Raw genomic sequence first — 21,024 nt, 5'->3', positions numbered from 1 at the left:
TATTGAGAAATGAAAGGAGCATCATTATGCCGATAGATATGAAATTCAACATCGAGAACCATCTCGAGGAAGCACTGATCGAAATAAGTAAAGATGAAAAACGTGTAGCGAAAGCTGTCGAAGTTTTTGAAGATATTAGAAAAAGGTATTTGAATAAAATAGAAGAAACAGTTTTCAACACATGGCTGTTGCACCATTATAAGGATTCCAGCGGTGCCGTTATCGATGTGGTCGACGGGGATGAGGCGCTCGTGCATGCGATCAAGACATCCACGCTCGGATTCTTCTCGCTTCATAAGGATAAGAAGTATTATGTTTTTCAGGATATCCTCACGAAGAAGCAATACGTCGTCAATGAATCGGACACGGACGCCATACTGGACGAGCAGGCGATCTACTTTACAAGGATCTATGAACTGAAGGGCTCTAGCTACATGAGCGACGACTATTCTCAGTTCAGCGTGCAGGACGGCAAGCTCATCATCAAGAATCTGATGAGCAAATACAGCGAAACGGGTACTGAGAAGAGTTATACGATCGACGGATTCATCAAGGAGAATCCGATGCTGCTTTATTGGGCTGCCAACGTGATCAGCGAAGTAGTCGAAGAAGAGTATATCGATTATGTCTGTTATGAGATCAATTGTAAGATTGAGGATGAAGAGGCCTTTAAGGCATTTTTGAATTCGGATGAAATGATCGCCACTGATTTTGACGATGTGTACAGTTGGCACAATGCAGGATCAAAACGAGCCGAAGTGGTAGTCGATTCCAAAAACGTATATATTGAATGCGCTCTCGAGCAAGATTTTGAATGGGCGCAGCAAGTCATCGAATTGAAAAGGACAGGACTTGTCATCTTTGAAACGAAATTGACACATATGGATGAATTGTTTGACAGTTAAGAGGTAAGACTGTACAATAGTGGCTATAAGAAAGGGAGTATAACAAACTATGGACACTATACCGAGGCAAGACGACGAAGTTCCCAATTACCAGGAAGCTTTGAACGTCGAGGATATTTTAAAAGATATCAAATTTTTAATTGACGAACACGGCGGTTCGAAAGACAGGCTTAAGGCTTATCTTGAGAATGTAGAGGAGCAAGTTCAGTCATTTAAACAGAATGCAGTAACAGAAGCAGATAAGCAACAGATAAAATTATTGGTGGAAAAACATCCGTACTTTAAAAATCCATGCAACTATCACATTCGACTGATTACGATTATGAAGTACCTTAAACGTAAGGGCATCAACATCGCAATCGAAGATATCGATTTGGTTGTCGATAGCATCATTGAAAGCATTGATGGTGTTGTTAAGGTCGAGTATGGCCGTTACTATAGAATACGCGCATAAGCACGAGGTCGTTCAGATGAACGACCTTTTTTGTTTTGTGGAAATAGTGGGACTCGTTTGGTACAATGGTTGGAGATGCAAGCGGACTGGAGGAGTATCATTGAAGGAATTAATCGATAGATTGAATCAGATAAACAATATGGAAGCCTTTGAAAACGAAGTGCTGATGTTCGACGGATCGATAGAAACGGCTGCGAGGATACAGGCTGGAGCCTATTACACGCCCCTGGAACTGGCAAAGGAAATGGTTGAGGATTCGATACGAACCTATCTCGAAAACTGCGGTTTTACCTGTGATCAGGTGAATGGGCTTTTAAGCGTCACTTCGGATCAAGGACATGTGAAGTCGATGATGGATAAGTTGAGCCGCGCATATTTTTTGGATATGGCTTGCGGCACAGGTGTGTTCGCCTACGCGTATTTGCTGACACTACGCTCCTTATGCGAAAATCACAGGATGGATTTTGGTCCACTGTTCGACAAGGCGACATCAGGAATGGTTTTAAACGATTTGAATAAAAACGCGCTATCTCTCCTTTGCCTGCTGTTTGAAAAACGTTTCGGTTCGACAGGTAATATCACGGTGCTTAACCAGAATGCGTTGACAGAGCTAAGGGGCCATTCTGAAATTGAAAGGATCTGTCAAACTGGCGGATTTGATCTTATCATCGGAAATCCTCCTTATCTTGGTGAAAGGGGAAACAAGTCACTCTTTGAACCGCTTAAGGCACACGAACTCACCAAGGGGTACTACGAAGGCAAGATGGACCTCTTTTACTTCTTTTTACACCATGCGATGGATCTTGTTTCTGATAAGGGGGTCGTAACACAGATTACGACAAGTTACTTCACGACCGCAGACGGCGCCAAGAAGCTGAGAGCCTCGCTGAAGTCCAAGATGGACTTTAGGAGAATCACACATTTAGAAGCCTATGACCTATTCAAAGACGTAAAAAAGTTGAGTTTTTTGATTTATAGCATCACCCCAAAACAAACGGGCAGCCTTAAAAATATGATCTTTAAGCAGGACGACAACATCGAAATTCTGACTCAAGAGGACTTGTATGACGACTATGGGCAGATCGTACTGAGGAGAAACATCCAGTGGCATGAGCTCTTGACAAAGGCGCAGAGCAATTCGTCTGCGATTCTTTCAGAGGTGTTGACAATCAATCAGGGACTGGTTTCAGGTGCCGATAGGTTTACAAAACGGTTGGCGGTGAAATACCCTCAGATGGGACAGGAAGAAGGACCGATCTTTGTGTTTCTCAAAGATGAACTCCCTAAAAATATGCCCGGTGACTTGTTCAAGTCCTTTATCAAAAATGGACAGATCAAGCCGTACAGGATCAGGGGTGAGATAGATAAGTATGTCCTCTATAGCGTAGGTGATAAAATAAGCGGTTATCCTGAGTGGATAGAGCACTTAAGCAGGTATAGAGAGCACCTTGAAAAGCGAAGAGAAGTAAGAAACGGATCGAAAGCCTGGTATGAGCTTCAATGGGGACGTAAGGAAACCGTGTTCACAGGTGCGAAGATAGTCGTACCGCAACGGGCGAGACAAAACAGTTTTGCCTTGTGTACAGAAGAATATTACGGTAGCGCGGACATTTATTACTTATCCGATGCGAAGGAGGATTTGACAACCCTAAAGGCCTTTACCGTCTATTTGAACAGTTCTTGGATATTCTTATGGCTTTACCACATGGGCAAACGTAAGGGGGAACTGCTTGAACTCTATGCGACTCCGCTTGGGCGTATACCTGTTCCGAAGTTTTCCAAGGAGAATATGCTCAGCCTAGCTCTGATACATGACGAGTATATGGAATCTGAAAACGACAACTTATTAAGAAAAGCGGAACTGATCATTGGAAAAACCTTTGATTTTACCGAAGAACAGATAGAGAAAATAATGGAATTCAAATTGAGTCATTAAAATGGGAGAGTATCATGAAGAGGCTATTGTCTTATGGAATTGTTTTGTTCGCGATTATTGCAAGCGGATACGTCTTGGTGAATCAGTACCGACCTGTCGTTGTAGCGACTGAAATTGAAGTACCCATCATAGAAGATGTGGTCAGGATAGGAAAGTATGTCGATCAGACCTTTCAAATCACTGGGTTTGATAAGATCTGGCGTGTGATTTCTGTAGACGATGAGACCCTAGTGATAGAAGGAGAATACCTGAATCAAAGCGGTATCTTCACATACGACTTTAAATCGGATACGATCGTGGGTCCTGAGGATACTCAGGCTTCAAGTCATGCGATACTCGAGCTGAGCCATGGAGTAATCACTGAAAAGGAAGGCGGGCTCGAATACACATCAGCCAGTGGGCAAACCTCGCATTTGACGGACAGTGTAAGCAAGTTGTCCGAGCTTAGGTTTGTCTTGTCTGAGAATGAATCAAAGATTTTGTACTATCATCCTGTCAAGAAGAGAATGGTGACCTATGATTTTACGAAGTCAAGGCACAAAATCATGAACTTTCAGGTGCCTGAGAACGTGCTTGAGAATTTTGAAAAACAAGTGAGTTTATCTCCTGACGGTGGGTATTTTATGTATGAAGTGATCAGCGAGACGCAGCATGACAGTTATTTTTCGATTTTCGGTTCGGATTCAGGTACCGCCTATGCGTCCAAGCTAAAAGGAAACGGCCCCGAATGGTCGGCACCAGAGACGCTTAAGGTAGGGTTCTATTATTATCTGGATGATGCTGCAAAACTAAGCGATGTGCCTTCTGGCGACAGATTGGGCTACTTTGATTTGAAAAAGCGAAAGGTTGTTTATACTGCAGTAATCCATCTACCCTATACCCCTTATGGAAAAATCATCTGGGAAGGAAACCAGCTTATCGTAGCGGGTCGAAATGATTCTGTGGGTGATTCGGGTATTATGACCTATGACATAGCAGGCGGTACGTGGGAAGTCTTGCCTGTGGACATGAACGGCGAACAGATGCGGATAAAAAAGAGGTACACCCTAGAAGACGGAAACTACTATCTACTTGAGGACAAAAGTGAACTGCTTGTCAGGACGGATGAAAACAATCATCTGCTTGAGGTCCAGTCGCTGGGTAAGGCCGCGGAAGCTGTTCACCATATCGAAGAGGGATTGACCTTATACAAAAACGAAAGCGGCGAGTTGGTGGTTGTGACAGGTTTGCGAACGTACTCATTCGGAAGTTTTGACAACATCGGCATAATTGGCCGACTGGGCGAGTATATCTACTTTGTAGCTTCGGTGGAAGATGGAGAAGTCCTATTTTTGTCTAACGAGTGACAATCGTAGCGGTACAATAGCATCTTGATGGTGTAGGGTATTGTTCTTATCCTAGTAACATGCTACAATTTCACTGAACTCATAGATTAAACAACTGTAGCGGTACAATTTTAGGAGGACACAATGAAATTGAATACAAAACAGCTTGCACTTGCTGGAATATTCGCAGCACTAGTGTTTGTAGCAACATGGTTGATCGGATTCCCGATACCGGCCGGTAGCGGTTATATGCATCTTGGAGACACGATGGTCTACATATCTGGAGCCTTGCTTGGCCCTTTAGGCGCCTTAGCGGCTGGCATAGGATCATTCTTAGCGGACTTTGCTGCCGGATATGCATCCTACGCCCTTCCTACATTCATCATAAAGAGTTTGGATGCCTTAGTGGTAGCAATCATCGTAGGTAAGACGGTTAAAGTGGACGATATGATCTGGATGAGGATCATCAAGTTCATCATTGCAACGGTATTCGGCGGACTAGTGATGGTCAGCGGGTATTTCGCATTTGAATGGTTTGTATACCCTGAGTACGCTGTTATCGACATCATACCTAATATCATTCAAGCGACAGGCGGAATATTGCTTGCGACTCCACTTTACGCGGCACTGTCTAAATTAAACCTTAAATAGAAAAATCCCCAAAAGTTAGACAAACAGTCTACTTTGGGGATTTTTTAATTTGCATTGCGCGCTTTCATGGTAAAATGGATTAAGACATAAAATTTGATGAACTCTACCCACGAAAGGTTATAAGATATGAAACAATTGATGAGTATTTTTCTTTGTATGGTAATGCTCTTATCCTCCATAGTCGCATTTGCAGATGCTGGGGATGAGTCTGATAATGATCTTGGCGATACGAAGCTCTACAAAGCGGTAGTAGAGACGGTCACCCAGGCGGCAATAGAACCGGATGGCTTTATCGAGAAGCTGCTGCTTGTCGAATCGAGAATTAAAAGTGGCGACAAGAAAGGTGAGCTAATCCACCTTGAAGTTTATATCACTTCGACAGAAGCTTATCCCATGAATTTAAAAACAGGGGATAGGATCATTGTAGGCTTTACAACCTATAATGATGGTTACGAAGATGTGTTCTTAGGGGATTATCAGAGAGACTATGCTGTGATCTGGCTTGTACTCGCATTTGTCGCCGTTATCTTGTGGGTAGGCAGATGGCAAGGAGTGAAGACGGTAGCAACACTTGCGATTACTTTAGGCACTATCTGGTTTGTACATATTCCCCTGCTGCTAAGAGGGGTCAGTCCCATCATGACGACAATCGTCATTGCGATGATTGTGACAACGCTCACCATTGGAATCGTATCAGGATGGACGAAGAAGAGCCTGGCAGCGATCGTAGGTACGACTGCCGGCGTTGTGATTTCTGGCGTGATCGCCTACTCCTTCAGTAAAGGCATACATCTGACCGGTTTCTCCAACGAAGAAGCCGTGATGTTAAAGTTTATTCCACAAGGTGATATCTTTAAGGCCACCGAACTGCTGTTGTCGGGTATTTTACTTGGAGCCTTAGGGGCTGTGATGGACGTTGCCATGTCTATCGCATCGGCGATTGAGGAACTTAACGCGGTATCTCCGACGATGCACTGGAGAAAGCTTTATTCATCCGGCATGAATATCGGACGGGATGTGATGGGTACGATGACGAATACCCTCATTCTCGCCTATGTAGGTAGCTCGCTACCGATGATCTTGCTGTTTGTAGCAAATGAGATGCCCATGATGCGTGTTATGAATCTTGATGTGATCGCAACTGAGTTCGTCAGGTCCCTAGCGGGAAGTATAGGTATCGTAATGAGTATTCCGATTACTGCACTTTTGGCAGTAGCGCTATTAAAGGGTAAAATGAAATAGGTTATGGGGGTGTGGGTGTGGCTTTAAAATTTAACACAGGAGATACGGTAGAACTACAACTGGATAAGCATGATCCGTCAAGCAAGTACAGGACGGTGATCGAATCTGTCGAAGGAGATAAGGTCTTTGAAGTATTTGCTCCGATACACAGTGGTAAAGTTGTCTTGATCGGAAACGGGAATATTATCACAGTGGTATTTTCACAGTTGAACAAGGCTACAAGCCGCTATGAAATCTTTAGTTTTAAAGCACGCCTGGAATCGAAGGAAAATAGAGAGGGTGTCGCGCTGATTAAGCTTTTGAGAATCAGCGACTTTAAGAAAACACAAAGAAGAGATTTCTACCGATTGAATTTTGTAAAGGAAATGGAGCTTTCCACAAGCCTAGACGGTACGGGGAAAATCGAAGTGCTTTCAAGAGATATCAGCGCCGGAGGCATGAGGTGCGTTACGACAAAGCGCGTCAAACCGGGAGAAAAAGTGATTATCCATATCGTCCTGGTCCCTAAGGAGCCGATCGATATCATCGCTGACGTCGTCAGCTGTGACAACATGCCTGACAGTATGCTGCGGTATGATCTTAGGTTGAGATTCAACAACTTGTCAAAATCCCAGCAGACAAAACTGATCAGGCAGATCAACGGCGTACAGGCGGAGTATTTAAAAAAACTCGCCAACAAGGATTACGAGTCGCATATGGAGCACATTCTACCGAATTTGAGCGAAGAAAAGCTGGTTCGCTATAATGCGGACGTGAAATTTTCAATAAGATTAGGCTACCTCATGGCGATCAACTGGATCTTGTGTTTTGTCATTTTCATACTGATTGTCATTGCCCGACCGGTGAATGAATATCCTGTCGCCAGATTTTTCAACATCTATACCCGGACAGGTTGGAGCCCGCAGGCACTCAATGTTGCAATCGGTGTTTCAGTGGGTACAATTATATTATCCATATTGGGATTAACAATTGATCGGTTAAGATTCGCAGGTAGAAAACCTGTGAATATGACCTTTGTGGTTTGTGGGAGCTTCGCACTGCTCGCCATCTTGATTTGCGTCACCTTATATGCAACCGTATTGAACGTATGATAGAGGTATTCATTTGACATATTATAGATATTCGGATTATTTAAAAGACATGTATCAGCAGAAAGTATACAAACTGCCTGTGAACTTACCGGTGACCTGCCCCAATAGGGACGGTGCCGCAGGTTCTGGAGGCTGCATCTTCTGTTCGGAGATAGGTGCGGGTTTTGAAATGCTCGAAGTGCAGGTTTCAGTGGTCGAGCAGCTCAGACGAAATATGAGTTATATTAAAGAAAAATACAAGGCGGAGAAATTCATCGCATATTTTCAGAATTACTCGAACACGTATTTACCGGTGGACGAGATGATGGGATTTGTTCAGGCTGCAACTATCGAGAACATCGTCGAAATCTGCCTGTCCACGAGGCCTGACTGCTTGAGCGGCGCACATCTGGAGGCGCTTGCTAAGTTCAAGCAGGAAACCGGTCTAGCGATAAGCATTGAGCTTGGGCTTCAGAGTGTGAACGATGAGACACTACGAAAGATCAACCGTGGACATGATGTGGCTTGTTTCGTTCATGCGGTCAATAAGATAAAAGAAAAAGGCTTTCAGGTTGGCGTGCACCTGATACCCAATTTACCTTGGGACACGAAAGAAGATATCGTATCCGCTGCAAGACTCATGTCTGCTTTGGAGGTGGACACGGTCAAGCTGCACAGCCTCTATGTGCTTAAAGGCACAGAGCTTGCGAGACTTTATGAGGAAGGATCGATTGAAATCTGTGGAATTGAAGAGTACTACGAAAGAATTATCCTATTCTTGAGGCATCTGTCGCCTAGGATTGGCGTTCAACGCTTTTTTGGAAGAGCACCCAAGGATCAGACCTTGTTTTGCAATTGGAGCAGAAGCTGGCGTTACCTACAAGATGAACTGGACACCTTATTGGTAAAACAAAATATCCAACAAGGTGACAGACTGAAATGGAGCGTTTATGAGTAAATTAGTCATTTGGGATATCGATGGTACCTTGCTACATTGCTTCGGTACCGGCAAAGAAGCCCTTGAAGCTACTTACAAAGAGATGTATGGCATTGAAGGGGCGATGCAGCGGATCAGCCTTGCGGGAGTTGTGGATTCTGAGGTGATCAAGACCATCAACAGCTCCTATGGACTTTCTGATTTTGACAGTGCCGCATTCTACCGCATGTATGCCGAGCGCTTGATGAAGCTTTTGACGACCGGCCAGGGGATAGTGGTGATCGACGGTATTGAGCCTGTGCTCAAGAATCTGCAAAGACCGGGACTTTATCATGTGATCGGAACAGGAAACTGCAAAGCCGGCGCGCGAGTAAAGCTTGAATTGTCGGGACTGAGCGACTATTTTGAACATGGAGCGTTTGGGGACGAGGTCGGTGACAGGGATGCGCTGCTTGCGCTTGCAAGAACCCGCGCCGAAGATGTGTTCAGAACCAAGTTTTTAGATGATGAAGTGATGGTGATAGGAGATACTCCAAAGGACATTACTTCAGCTAAATCGAATGATTTTGTTGCAGTAGCAACCACAACAGGGTATTATGATGAAAGGGAATTGGCAGTACATACTCCTGATTTTATCATTGATCATTTTAGTGAACTAATTGGTGTGATTGACAATCAGTGGCCTAAAGGTTATTAGTAGAGTTGATGAGGTGACGTGTGCATAATATACGAGAATGGAAATCCATGCTCATTCCATATGAGCAAGCTGTAGAAGAACTCAAAGTAAAATTCAAATCCATGCGCAACGAATTTAGAGAACTCAACGAGTATTCGCCCATGGAATTTGTCACAGGTAGAGTTAAGAAAATCTCGTCAATCATTGAGAAGGCGAAAAGACGTGACATACCTCTTGATCAGATCGAAGAGATGATGGAGGATATCGCAGGTCTTAGAATCATGTGTCAGTTTAATGATGATATCTACCGTGTCGTTGACTTATTAAGACAGCGTGACGGACACGATCTGAAAATCGTTTACGAAAAAGATTATGTGGAACATGTGAAAAGCTCCGGATATAGGAGTTATCACGTGATTATCAGGTATCCGGTGCAAACGGCTTTCGGACCAAAAGAGGTTTTAGCAGAACTTCAAATCAGAACACTAGCGATGAACTTTTGGGCGACCATCGAGCATTCGCTTAACTATAAGTACAAGTCCAATATCCCTCAGTCTATCAGGGAACGGCTTAAGAATTCAGCGAAGGCTGCTGGAGATCTGGACGATGAGATGTGCGAGATCAGAAACGAGATCATCAAGGCTCAGCTGCTGTTCGAATTTAAGTCGAATCTTGTATCCGATATCACTTCGAACATCAGGGTGTTCATGGTTGCAGGCAGAACCGAAGAGGCGATGTCTTTCCAAAGAAAATTTGAACACCTGTGGGATGACGGTACCGTACAGGAACTCGAGGATCTGCTTAATGAGATGAAGGATGTTCTACCAAGGTACCAGCTGTTTAAGAATTCGGAGAACGAGTAATGGAAAGTTATATCAGACAAGAACTCATCAAGCCCATCAGGCAAGCGGTAGAAAAATACCGGTTGATTGAAGATGGCGATAAAATCATAGTAGGACTCTCAGGCGGCAAAGATTCTTTGCTGCTTTCACTTCTTATGGGGTGGCTGAAGAAATACCAGATTTACGACTTTGAACTTTTGGTGGTTCATGTAGATGCGGGATACCATTCCGATTTCACCAAGGTCAAGGAAATTCTAAAAGAAGAAGGAATCGACTTTCACATCGAAGTCACAAACATCAACGAGCAGATCGATCTTCAGGAACGTAAGAGTGTCTGCTACCGCTGTGCGCGACTTAGAAAAGGTGTACTGAAAAGGCTCGCCATCGAAAAGGGATTTAACAAGATCGCAGTCGGACACCATATGGACGATGTGATAGAAACCTTTTTTATGAACATGTTTGAAAACGGAAAAATGGCAGGTATGCCTCCGATCAGGACAGAGGCTTCGTCAGGACTTTCGATCATCAGGCCGATGATCGGTCTTGAGGAGCAGGTGATTAAGAGAGCGGGAGAACTGCTTTTGTTACCTGTAATCCAATCGAGTTGCCCCTACAACGGCGAAACCAACAGGGAGCGCTACAAGGAGTGGGTCGAGACACAGGCCGGAGAATTTAAAGATTTTAAGAGACGGATCATCAGTGCCATGGGAAACGTATGGACGGATGAATTACTATAGTTGTTGAGGTGGTTGGATGGGTTTATTTATCATTGGCGATCTACACTTGAGTTTCAGCTCTGATAAACCCATGGATGTTTTTGGACCAAAATGGGAATCACATTATGAGCGGATCAAAGAGGACTGGATCGCACGCGTCACGCAGGCGGATACCGTGATCATCGCAGGGGATATCTCCTGGGCGATCAATCTTGAAGAAGCGCAGGCCGATCTCAGTTGGCTGGATGCCCTGCCGGGTAAGAAGCTTTTACTCAGAGGAAACCATGATTACTGGTGGAGTACGCTTAAAAAGATGCGTGGAAAGTACGAGAGCATCGATTTTATTCAAAACAACGCCTATGTGGTTGACGGCATCGGCATTGTCGGAACTAGAGGCTGGACGGCGCCTGGTGACACAGGCGCGACAGAGCAGGATGTCAAGGTCTTCAACAGGGAGTGCAACAGGCTCAAATTATCGATCGAAGCACTCAAAGAAAAGGTGCCGATCGTCTGTGTGCTTCATTTTCCACCTTTTGACGAGCGCGGTAGAAAAACAGAACTCAATAGATTGATCGAGGAGCATGAGATCAGAGAAGTCTATTTCGGACATATCCATTCGAATTACCAAACGGTGAAACAAGGGGAGATTGACGGAATCGATTACCAGCTGATTTCCTGTGACTATTTGGATTTTAAGTTAAAAGAAATTGGATAGGAGGCTAGCATGCCACAGCTTACGATTAGAGGAATTGAACCAGGTCAAGTTCAGGCCGTAGCGGCGGATTTGGTGGAGGACCTGGCAAAAATCATGGATTCACCGACCGATTATTTCACAATCGACTGTATCAGTACTATTTCGTTTGAAAACGGGCAATTGGCACCGACCTTCCCGTTTGTGCAAGTGGGCTGGTTCGATAGAGGACAGGATATACAGGATTTAAGCGCGAAAGCGATCGACAGACATTTTAAATCCGCTGGAATAGAGGCGCTAGAAGTGGTATTCATCCCTTTTATCGAGAACAACTATTACTCAGACGGAGAACACTACTAGACTGGAAGTTTTGATGAAACCTATTGATTTTTTAGCACATAAAAAGAAGAGACTTGATCTGATCCATGCCCTAGAAGCACAGGAGCTGGATAAGACATCTTTCATACTCTCCAATGTGGACTTGTACGAAGGACTCGACATTACAGAACCCACTAGGGTCAGTTCGGTTGAGGAAGGCGTATTTTACTATCAGTATTACAATACGATGGCCAAGTACAATCAAATGAAATACCGCGAAATGAAGGAGACGATGCCGCAAGCCGCCACGGAGTTTCAGAAGCTGTCCGACGAGCAGTATGCAATTAAGGAACGCGTGTCGTATTTGCTTTTGTATATTATCGATGCGGAAGACATAAGAGCATATTACGTGAAATCGGCATCGAGCAAGTTGAAAAGCAAGCTGGTTGAAATCGTGCTCATCAGAGAAGAAAAGGTGATCATGCATACGCTCGACCAAAGGATCATCGCCTCACTGAAGTCGCGAAGCATACTGAACAATAGCGTAAGACCTTCGATTATCGACACCTATATCAATAAACCCTATTACGAAGTTTAGTTTTTTGTGTATTAATTTTTTACTGTGGTATCAATCTAATAGGGAGGTGATACCATGATTAATATTCCAACAATTCCAATTGGAGAATCATTGACGATTCAAAAGAAAATCACTGAAGAAGATACAGCGCTCAACTATGGAAGTGGGCAGCTTGAAAATCTGTTGGCTACACCGTCACTTGTGGCACTTATGATTGAAGCCAGTGCCAAGTTACTGGATGCCCATTTACCTGAAGGGTATATCACCGTAGGACAAATGGCTCAAGTAATCCACGAAAAACCGACAGTGCTCGGCGAAACGGTTTCTGTAAAAGTAGAGATAACCGCTTTTGACGGCAACAAGGTGCAACTTGCCATGCACGCCTTTGACGAAGTGGGGCAAATCGGATTAGGTAACCACGTACGTGCCGTTGTGAACAAATCTGCGCTACTTTCTAAAGCGAATGAACGAGAGACACTGCTTGAAAATCGTGATTTCTAACTCAAACTTGTAAAAAACTAAAAATAGGCGTAGAATGAAAACAGTTTTCCAATCAGGAAGACTGTTTTTTTATGAACTGGGAGGAATTGTCTGTGCCTACAAAACAATATGAAGCGGTTATTTTTGACCTGGATGGAACACTTGTGGATTCGATGTGGATATGGAAAGATATCGATGAAGCTTATCTGATAAAGCATGGCTACACATTACCAGCGGAACTACAGAAAGAAATTGAAGGGATGTCGACGACAGAAACGGCGACCTATTTTAAAAATCGATTCGACATAGAAGATTCAGTGGAAGACATCAAAAGCGAATGGATAGCGATGGCTCACGACTACTATGCCCATAAGATACCGCTAAAATCGGGTGCGAAAGAGTTTATGCACAAGCTCCATAAAAACGGTGTCAAGCTAGGAGTCGGTACATCTAATTTTAGGGAAATGACAGAGCTCGTGCTGAAAAAACATGAAGTCATAGAGCTGATCAGTACGATAAGAACTTCTTGTGAGGTAGAAAAAGGAAAGCCTAACCCAGATGTCTTCTTAAAGGTGGCTGAGGACCTTGATGTGCACCCAAGCAAATGCCTGGTGTTTGAAGACACTCATGCCGGAGTAATCGCTGCAAACCGTGCGGGAATGGATGTCATCGCAGTCCATGACGACTTGTCTGCGCCCTACAAGCGTGAGATCGAATCCGATTCGATTCAGATGATAAAAGATTTTAACGAGCTTTGCATTCTATAGAATTGATAAAAGATTCAAACTATGGTACACTGATTAAGAAAATGACCTTTAACAAACTTTAGGAGCAGACCGATGGCTAACCAAATTGCGAATAAAAATTTAATATTCTCAAGATTCCCCATTGGTTTGGTGTGTGTTTCATTTATTTCAAACAACGTTTACGGGATAACTCTATAGTAATCGTTGGAAATAAATGTAAGTTCGTTGGGATATTCGCTCAGGGCTTGCCTGAGCGTTTTTTATTGCAAATTTTGCGCTAGGTAGCATCCCCATGTATTACATGGGGATGTTTTTGTTTTTGGAGGAAATAGACATGATACTTAAAAAGAATATTGTAAAAAACTATATATACACCTTTGTATCATCCGTTGCGGTCACCGATGCCATTTGGATGCTCTTTTTGGCCTATAGGGGGATGAGCCTGCTGGAGATCGGAATACTCGAATCCATTTTCCATATCAGCAGCCTTTTGATGGAGATACCCACAGGAATCGTCGCCGACAGGTTTGGAAGAAAAACCTCAAGAGTGATGGGAAGAGTGCTGGCGCTTGTCGGTACGGCTCTGATGCTTTCGTCGCATAGCTTTTGGATGTTCGCCGTCGCATTCGTGTTCAGCAGCCTAAGTTACAATATGGAATCAGGCGCAGGAGATGCTCTGGTGTACGACACGCTTGTCGAAATCGGGGAATCAAACCGCTATATGAAGATCAAAGGCATCATCGAGCTTTGTTTTCAGACAGCCAAGACAAGTTCTTTGATCATCGGTGGGTGGATAGCGACCTTCAATTACGAGCTTGGCTACGGGATATCCATCCTAATCAATGTGCTGGCCATTATTTCAGCCTTGTCGTTCAAGGAACCTACGGTTCATCAGACCGATCAGAAGAAGGTGTCGATGCTCGGGCACATCAAAGGATCGATCGGGGTGATTAGGGACAACGCGCAGATACTTGATTATGTCGTGTTCATCGAGTCGTTCTCGCTGTTTCACACCACGCTGTTCTTCTATTTTCAAAACTTCTTGAAAGGCAAAGGGTTCTCAGAGACTTGGATCGGTGTGACGCTTGCGTCGGCATCGCTGTTGAGCATCCTGTTCAGTACGAGAGCCCACTGGTTTGAAGAAAAATTCGGAAGGTACCGCATTATCAGGACGTCTGCTGTCGCGACGCTTATCGCCCTTGCGGGCATCGCCTTCCTCCCCATGGAAATCGCGTTCTTCATCATGATATCCTGCATCGACGGAGTGCTCTTCGTGGCGTTTTCAGACTACATCAATCAACTGATCCCGTCTGAGCATAGGGCGACCCTATTGTCCTTTCAGGCCATGGTCTTCAGCCTTCTGATGATCCTGTATTTTCCGGTTTTTGGTTGGGTTGCGAGCAGTTTCGGATTCAAGGCGGGATTTATCATGGTATTTTTCACATCGGTACCCCTGATGGGCTTCACATTCTTGCGATTAAAAAATACAATAAGAGATACAGAGAAAGAAAAGGAGGTATAAGCCATGCTGGATATCGCACTACACCATATAAAGAAAAAATACTACGAAGAGGTCGTTCTAGAAGACGTTCATTTTGACATACACACCGGAGAGAAGATCGGACTGATCGGAAACAACGGCGCCGGCAAGACGACGCTGTTTAGAATCATCACCGGTGAGGAAGATGCGACCGACGGGCTCGTTCAGGTTAGAAAAGGGGTGAGCATCGGCTACCTTCCCCAGATTCCGGTGCAGTTTTACAAGATGTGCGTCGACGAAGTGCTGAAGCTGCCGTTTGAAAACCTTTATCTAATCGAAAAGCAGATGAGGACGATCGAACTTCAAATGGAGGCTGGGATCGTGTCCGACAGACTGCTAGGAGAGTATAGCAGGTTACAGCATGAGTTTGAGGTCAAGGGCGGATATGAGATCGAGCTTAACCTCGCACAGATTACAGAGGCCTTTAAGCTTCATGATCTGCTAGTGCAGGAATACGAAAGCCTGTCTGGCGGTGAAAAGACGCGGGTCTCCATCGCAAAGCTGTTACTGGAGGCGCCAGACGTGCTGCTGCTTGACGAACCGACAAACCATCTGGACACCGAAATGCTGGAGTGGCTAGAGGAGTTCATCAACCGCTATAAAGGCGCTGTGGTGATCATCTCGCATGACAGGTACTTCATGGACCAGACCATCGACAAGGTGGTGGAGATCAACTTTGGAAAAGCGGACATCTACCACGGCAACTACTCGCTTTTTACAATCGAAAAGGAGGCCAAGCTCGCACTTGAGCTTAAAGCCTACAAAGAACAGCAAAGAAAAATCAAGAACATAGAAGAGACGATCAAAAGATTCAGGGCCTGGGCGCAAAAGTCCGACAATGAAAAGTTCTATGCGAAAGCCAAGCAGTTTGAAAAAAGGCTTGAAGAAATGGAAAAGCTCGATCGGCCCGACGCCAATCTGCACAGGTTCGACTTTGATATCAAAGCTGTGAAAAAATCAAGTAAAAGGATGATCATAGCAGACAAGATAGGAAAATCCTTTGGTGAGAAAAAACTATTCGAAGCACTTGAGTTCGAAGTGTTTAGAGGTGAAAAGGTCTGCCTTATCGGAGGTAACGGAACCGGTAAAAGTACCATCATGCGCTCACTTATCGGTCAAGTGTCCATGGACTCAGGACTGCTTAAGGCATCGGATGAGGCGAAAGTCGGCTACCTAGAGCAAGAGGTAAGCTTCACAAATGAAAGTGAAAGTATTCTCGAGTATGTCAAGCAAGCCGCCCTGCTCACGCAGGCCCAGACAAGGAACATGCTTGCGCATTACGGCTTTAAGGGTGAAGAGGTATTTAGAAGCGTCGGCTCGCTTTCAGGGGGTGAAAAGAGCAGGCTTATGCTGATGCTTTTTACACTTGAAAGCTATAATCTGATGCTGCTCGATGAGCCGACCAACCATCTGGATATCCAGTCCAAAGAAAAGCTTGAATCTACCCTTGGCGATTTTGGCGGAACGCTCTTCTTTATCTCGCACGACAGGTACTTCATCAACATGATCGCCGACAGAATACTTTGGCTCAAAGACGGAACCGTCTACAGCGTTGAAGGCAACTACGATGATTTTGTTAACCAAAGGCATAAATATGTGCAGCAGGCAATTGATAAGGAAAAAGCACCGACAAAGCCCGTGCAGTCAAATTCGACAGTCAAAACGGAAGAAAAGCCTAAAAAGATAAATGAATTCAAAATCAACGCGCTCGAAGGAGAGATCGCCAAGCTAGAAGAGAAAATCGAAGCTGCGACGTCTGACCTGACCACATACGCGACAGATTATGTAAAATTAAATGAAATTCAATCAGAAATAGATATGCTCCAAAGTGCTTTACATGATAAAATGGAACTGTGGCTGACGTACCAATAATCCATTTGAGGAGTGATCGGTTTGAAAGAGATACTAGACCAACTTGCAGAACTAGAAGAACTACATTTTGGCGAGAAAGTACAAAAACTGAACGAGATGAAAGGCGTCTATGGCGATTTACTGCTGGATGCTGTGAAGGAGCATGTAAAAAGACAGACGGAGTATGAGTGGCAGCAGCTGAAAAACATCCATTCAAAACATACGGCTGAAGAACTTGTCGACATCCAGTGGGAACATGTGAGCAGGTCCGCAGGGATCGAGTTTACCATCGAAAATAAGGACGACCTTATTCAAATCATGACAACCAGGTGTCCGCTAGCCGATATGGCCCATGAACTGAACGCCGCGGAGTGGGGGTATCTGTACTACTGCTCTAGAAGTCCGATCGCTGTGGAGAACTTCAGTGAGACAATAGGTTTTACTAGGTCGAAAACACTGATGAAAAACGATGAGTACTGTAATCATTGTTACTATAACAAATAATTTTAAACCCGCTTCTCGGCTGAGAAGCGGGTTTTATCAAAAGAATAGAGATTCAATTTCTTTGAATGATTCAATCAGGTAATCGGGATTTAACGCCGCGAGTTCCTCTTTTGTGTTGGAACCTGTGGCGATAGCGATAACCTTCGCGCCTAAGTGCCGTGCAGTCTGGATATCAAGTAGAGTATCTCCTATCACATACATCTGATCAAAATCGGTACCGTAAATCGATTTCGCCTTTTCAAGTGCTGCATCAGCGATTTCGAATCGCTTCAGTCCGTCCTCGCCAAAACCACCGGTAGGAAAATACTTCCATACGCCAAGTTTTCTCAGTTTGTACTCAGCACCTATGGACAACTCTCCGGTGATCATAGTGAGCAAATGGTCAGATTTTGAAAGTGCCTTTATAAAGGGGACTGCATCTGCATTTTCACGCCATACATCACTTGTCTCATATGCTTTGAGATGGTTCTCATACACGTTAAGAAAGCCTTCCCATAGATCATCAGTAAATTCAAGGTTGTTTCTGTCGAGCACTTCATGGAAAACATCCTTATCGCTACGGGCGCTGGTGTTGATTCCTTCCATTCCGCCGGTCAGATTCAAGTATTCATCAATCGCGTCAGAATAAGGCAGATCAGTTCTGCTATCCCGTTTAATTATCGTTCCGTTTATATCAAAGAAAATCAATGCCTTCATGATTACCTCCATAGGTTTACAAGCAACTTTTGTACTTTAGATTAGAGTATCAAGCCGAGGTCTTAGTGTCAACACTTCCATTTTTAAGACATATTTAAGAAAAATCAACCCAGAAGCATGGTACAATAATAAGGTAAACCAATTAGGAGGCATTTATGAAAACAATAAAACTACTGATATCGGCACTATTGATACTGACACTCACCGCATGTTCGACCACGACCGGTAATCAAAATTCAACAGGCACCGTAAACCTTGATGAGTTGAACACGCGCATTCAAAGTCTCGAAGATGAAAAGCAGGCGCTTGAAAAGGAGAATTCGGACCTACAGGCAAAACTGACGTCGTCTGAGGATGCGAGTCAACTTATAGCAGAAAAACTGACAGCCGTGCAAAGCGAACTTGAAGCCTTAAAAATCAAGTACAATGCGATCAGCGGCGATGTCAAACAAGAAGGATCGGTGCTCACCACAGTCGGCGCCAAATTTGTCATCGAAGACCGTGCAACGGCGGTTGTGTACGCCCTTAGAGATATCAACTTCAAAAAGCTGTCTGAATATGTCCATCCTGAAAAAGGCGTCAGGTTCACACCGATCACCACCGTGAACCAGGACACCGACCAGAAGTTCAGCGCTGAGGAAGTCGCGGTTTTGCTTGAGGACTCTTCGAGATACGTCTGGGGCAAGCACGACGGAACAGGGGACGATATCCTCGCATCACCGTTCTCCTATTATGAAAACTACATCTATAATGCGGACTACCTGAACGCCCCCCAGATTTCCTACAACGAGCAGCTCGGCTATGGGAACAGCTACGAGAATTCAGCAGAAATCTATCCTGGCTCCATCAGAGTGGAGTACTACTTCCCAGGCTTTGAAGAAAAGTACCAGGGAATGGACTGGACCAGCCTAAGACTTGTGTTTGAAGAATACACCGACGGCAAATGGTATCTGGTGGGTATCATCCATAATATGTGGACGATTTAAAGATCCTTTAACAAGGTGCGGTGATCGCACCTTGTTTTTATGTGTGACATCACATATAATAGCTTAGTAAATTCAAATTACAGTATGTCTGACATACTCTTTAAAAGAAAAGGCGTAAACATGAAAAAAGGACAAACGTACGAAGGAATCGTCAGCTCGCTTGAATATGCCAGCCACGGCATCGTCATGCAGGGCGACAACAAAATAAAGATCAAAGGGGCTCTACCGGGTCAAAAAATCAACTACAAACTTTCTAAAAACAGACGAACCAACAAACAGGGAAAAGTCATCGAAGTTTTGGAAAGGGCACCCTACGAGGTCGCATCGTTCTGCGAGCACTTTGGAGAATGCGGAGGCTGTGCAAGACAGACAGTGCCGTATGAGGAACAGCTGAACCTTAAAAAGACAGCGGTGGAAAGCCTCTTTACCAATGCGAACATCAACATCAAAGTGGAAGAGGTCATCGCAAGCCCTAAAGAATACGAATACAGAAACAAGATGGAATACAGCTTCGGCGATGCTGAAAAAGGTGGTCAGTTAAACCTTGGAATGCACCGTAAAGGAAGGTTCTACGATGTTGTCAGCATACCCAACTGCCACCTGATCGACTCGGACTACAGGACGATCATCAACACGATAGAAACCCTGTCAAGAGATCAGGACTGGGGCAAGTTCGACCGTAACAGAGAAGCTGGACTCTTAAGACATGTGGTCGTCAGAAAAGGTCAGAAGACAGGCGAACTCTTAGTCGGCATCTCGACGACTTCTAGCCCTGTGTTTGACGAAAAACTCTTTGTAGACACCTTGCTTGGATTAGAGCTAGAGGGCACTATCGTCGGAATCTACCACCTGGTGAACGACGGCCTTGGCGATGTGGTAAAACCGAACCCTGAGGACAAGCTCATCTACGGCAGGGACTACTTTTACGAAGAACTGTTCGACCTTAAATTCAAGATATCCTTCTTCTCCTTCTTCCAGACAAACAGCTTAGGGGCAGAAGTGCTGTATCAGACAGCAGTAGACATGATCGACGACATCGAAGGTCAGACCATCTTCGACCTGTTTTCAGGAACCGGCACCATCGGTCAGATTGTCGCCAAAAAAGCGAAAAAGGTAATCGGTGTCGAGATCATCGAAGACGCCGTGAAAGCCGCGAATGTGAATGCTGTAGAAAACAACATCGAAAACTGCGAATTCATAGCAGGAGATGTGTTCCAAGTGCTGCAAGATGTACACGACCGACCAGAAGTCATCATCGTAGACCCTCCAAGAGCAGGAATCCTGACAAAAGCTGTTGGCAAAATCGCAAGCTACGGCGCCCAGGAGATCATCTACGTATCCTGTAATCCAAAGACGATGGTCGAAGACCTAGAAGACTTTATCAGCCACGGCTATTGTGTTGATAAGTGCAAACTTGTCGACATGTACCCGCACACCGACCACGTGGAAGCGGTCGTAAAACTAACAAAAAAATAATCAAAAGGTAGCCATCATGAGCTACCTTTTCTTATAACCGCAAAGGAGCCTTTTATGGACGGTAATAAAAGAAGCAACATTCAAGTAGGAATCAGAGTCAAGGTTGTTCAAAAAAACCATCAACGAACAGGCGAGCTGACAGAAGGAGTCGTAAAGAAACTTCTGACCAACTCCGCCAACCATCCCCACGGCATCAAGGTCATGCTAGAGGACGGCACCGTAGGAAGGGTAAAAGAAATCATCGGCTAAATCATTGTAGGGCATGCCTTGTGTGTGCCCTTTTTTTATGTGCGCCCAGCATGGGCGCAATCCAACGGGTGCAAGTCCCGAACACGCCCTAGTAGTGGGAAGTGTATAGCTTAAGGCAAGGGTGTCGCGGGTGACTGCGAATCTGAAGGAAGCCGG

23 protein-coding genes are annotated in these 21,024 nt (G+C 44.6%); 22 read left to right on the top strand and 1 reads right to left on the bottom strand.

The window, feature by feature from the left end:
* The first annotated feature begins 26 nt into the window (after positions 1 to 26).
* From DWB64_RS13375 to DWB64_RS13285, 19 genes are all read left to right on the top strand, one after another.
* Entirely contained in the window at positions 27 to 905 is an 879-nt protein-coding gene (locus DWB64_RS13375; RefSeq protein WP_129488756.1) for a hypothetical protein, read from the top strand.
* A 49-nt stretch (positions 906 to 954) separates the two neighbouring features.
* Positions 955 to 1,359 carry a hypothetical protein gene (locus DWB64_RS13370; RefSeq protein ID WP_129488755.1) on the top strand — a complete coding sequence of 135 codons (405 nt, stop codon included), beginning with the start codon at positions 955 to 957 and terminating at the stop codon, positions 1,357 to 1,359.
* 100 nt (positions 1,360 to 1,459) lie between these two features.
* The gene (locus tag DWB64_RS13365) at positions 1,460 to 3,295 is read left to right on the top strand and encodes an Eco57I restriction-modification methylase domain-containing protein (RefSeq protein ID WP_164980415.1); all 1,836 of its coding nucleotides are present in this window, start codon (positions 1,460 to 1,462) and stop codon (positions 3,293 to 3,295) included.
* Between the two features lie 14 nt (positions 3,296 to 3,309).
* Positions 3,310 to 4,641: a hypothetical protein gene (locus tag DWB64_RS13360; protein WP_129488753.1), complete on the top strand. Its 1,332-nt coding sequence runs from the start codon at positions 3,310 to 3,312 to the stop codon at positions 4,639 to 4,641.
* Positions 4,642 to 4,764: 123 nt separating this feature from the next.
* Positions 4,765 to 5,271 (top strand): ECF transporter S component, encoded by a 507-nt coding sequence (locus DWB64_RS13355; RefSeq protein WP_129488752.1) that lies wholly within the window; start codon positions 4,765 to 4,767, stop codon positions 5,269 to 5,271.
* 126 nt (positions 5,272 to 5,397) lie between these two features.
* Positions 5,398 to 6,513 carry a YibE/F family protein gene (locus DWB64_RS13350; protein ID WP_129488751.1) on the top strand — a complete coding sequence of 372 codons (1,116 nt, stop codon included), beginning with the start codon at positions 5,398 to 5,400 and terminating at the stop codon, positions 6,511 to 6,513.
* 17 nt (positions 6,514 to 6,530) lie between these two features.
* On the top strand, positions 6,531 to 7,604 hold the full coding sequence (locus tag DWB64_RS13345; RefSeq protein WP_129488750.1) for a PilZ domain-containing protein: 1,074 nt from the start codon (positions 6,531 to 6,533) through the stop codon (positions 7,602 to 7,604).
* A 13-nt stretch (positions 7,605 to 7,617) separates the two neighbouring features.
* Positions 7,618 to 8,541, top strand: coding sequence for a TIGR01212 family radical SAM protein (locus DWB64_RS13340; RefSeq protein WP_129488749.1), 924 nt, complete (start codon positions 7,618 to 7,620; stop codon positions 8,539 to 8,541).
* The gene (locus DWB64_RS13335; protein ID WP_129488748.1) at positions 8,534 to 9,217 is read left to right on the top strand and encodes an HAD family hydrolase; all 684 of its coding nucleotides are present in this window, start codon (positions 8,534 to 8,536) and stop codon (positions 9,215 to 9,217) included. Before DWB64_RS13340 ends, DWB64_RS13335 begins: the two co-directional genes overlap by 8 nt.
* A 47-nt stretch (positions 9,218 to 9,264) precedes the next feature.
* The gene (locus DWB64_RS13330) at positions 9,265 to 10,059 is read left to right on the top strand and encodes a GTP pyrophosphokinase family protein (RefSeq protein ID WP_129488918.1); all 795 of its coding nucleotides are present in this window, start codon (positions 9,265 to 9,267) and stop codon (positions 10,057 to 10,059) included.
* Entirely contained in the window at positions 10,059 to 10,775 is a 717-nt protein-coding gene (locus DWB64_RS13325) for an ATP-binding protein (RefSeq protein ID WP_129488747.1), read from the top strand. The genes DWB64_RS13330 and DWB64_RS13325 overlap by 1 nt, the downstream gene beginning before the upstream one ends.
* A gap of 16 nt (positions 10,776 to 10,791) precedes the next feature.
* Positions 10,792 to 11,469 (top strand): metallophosphoesterase, encoded by a 678-nt coding sequence (locus DWB64_RS13320; RefSeq protein ID WP_129488746.1) that lies wholly within the window; start codon positions 10,792 to 10,794, stop codon positions 11,467 to 11,469.
* A gap of 9 nt (positions 11,470 to 11,478) precedes the next feature.
* Positions 11,479 to 11,805: a DUF1904 family protein gene (locus tag DWB64_RS13315; protein ID WP_129488745.1), complete on the top strand. Its 327-nt coding sequence runs from the start codon at positions 11,479 to 11,481 to the stop codon at positions 11,803 to 11,805.
* 13 nt (positions 11,806 to 11,818) lie between these two features.
* On the top strand, positions 11,819 to 12,361 hold the full coding sequence (locus DWB64_RS13310; RefSeq protein WP_129488744.1) for a DUF6648 family protein: 543 nt from the start codon (positions 11,819 to 11,821) through the stop codon (positions 12,359 to 12,361).
* 54 nt (positions 12,362 to 12,415) lie between these two features.
* Complete coding sequence (locus tag DWB64_RS13305; RefSeq protein ID WP_129488743.1) at positions 12,416 to 12,841, top strand: thioesterase family protein; 426 nt, start codon at positions 12,416 to 12,418, stop codon at positions 12,839 to 12,841.
* A 92-nt stretch (positions 12,842 to 12,933) separates the two neighbouring features.
* Positions 12,934 to 13,587: an HAD family phosphatase gene (locus DWB64_RS13300; RefSeq protein ID WP_243118987.1), complete on the top strand. Its 654-nt coding sequence runs from the start codon at positions 12,934 to 12,936 to the stop codon at positions 13,585 to 13,587.
* A gap of 313 nt (positions 13,588 to 13,900) precedes the next feature.
* Positions 13,901 to 15,088 carry an MFS transporter gene (locus DWB64_RS13295; protein WP_164980414.1) on the top strand — a complete coding sequence of 396 codons (1,188 nt, stop codon included), beginning with the start codon at positions 13,901 to 13,903 and terminating at the stop codon, positions 15,086 to 15,088.
* A gap of 3 nt (positions 15,089 to 15,091) precedes the next feature.
* Positions 15,092 to 16,978, top strand: a complete 1,887-nt coding sequence (gene abc-f, locus DWB64_RS13290; protein WP_129488740.1) for a ribosomal protection-like ABC-F family protein — start codon at positions 15,092 to 15,094, stop codon at positions 16,976 to 16,978.
* Between the two features lie 21 nt (positions 16,979 to 16,999).
* The gene (locus DWB64_RS13285; RefSeq protein ID WP_129488739.1) at positions 17,000 to 17,461 is read left to right on the top strand and encodes an L-2-amino-thiazoline-4-carboxylic acid hydrolase; all 462 of its coding nucleotides are present in this window, start codon (positions 17,000 to 17,002) and stop codon (positions 17,459 to 17,461) included.
* A 36-nt stretch (positions 17,462 to 17,497) separates the two neighbouring features.
* On the opposite strand, the gene DWB64_RS13280 is transcribed toward DWB64_RS13285, so the two are convergent.
* The gene (locus DWB64_RS13280) at positions 17,498 to 18,157 is read right to left on the bottom strand and encodes an HAD family hydrolase (protein ID WP_164980413.1); all 660 of its coding nucleotides are present in this window, start codon (positions 18,155 to 18,157) and stop codon (positions 17,498 to 17,500) included.
* A 155-nt stretch (positions 18,158 to 18,312) separates the two neighbouring features.
* Between DWB64_RS13280 and DWB64_RS13275 the strand changes: the two genes are divergently transcribed.
* The 3 genes from DWB64_RS13275 to DWB64_RS13265 all read left to right on the top strand — a co-directional run bounded on the left by DWB64_RS13275 (position 18,313) and on the right by DWB64_RS13265 (position 20,868).
* Complete coding sequence (locus DWB64_RS13275) at positions 18,313 to 19,143, top strand: hypothetical protein (protein ID WP_129488737.1); 831 nt, start codon at positions 18,313 to 18,315, stop codon at positions 19,141 to 19,143.
* Between the two features lie 120 nt (positions 19,144 to 19,263).
* A complete protein-coding gene (rlmD, locus tag DWB64_RS13270; protein ID WP_164980412.1) occupies positions 19,264 to 20,619 on the top strand; it encodes a 23S rRNA (uracil(1939)-C(5))-methyltransferase RlmD in 1,356 nt (451 codons plus the stop codon).
* A gap of 54 nt (positions 20,620 to 20,673) precedes the next feature.
* A complete protein-coding gene (locus DWB64_RS13265) occupies positions 20,674 to 20,868 on the top strand; it encodes a YwbE family protein (RefSeq protein WP_129488735.1) in 195 nt (64 codons plus the stop codon).
* Positions 20,869 to 21,024 lie beyond the last annotated feature (156 nt).

Origin of the sequence: Fusibacter sp. A1, assembly GCF_004125825.1 — a bacterium.
GTDB lineage: Bacteria > Bacillota > Clostridia > Peptostreptococcales > Acidaminobacteraceae > QQWI01.
Note: the sequence above shows the minus strand (reverse complement) of the source record. Positions and strands in the feature narration are given on the sequence as shown.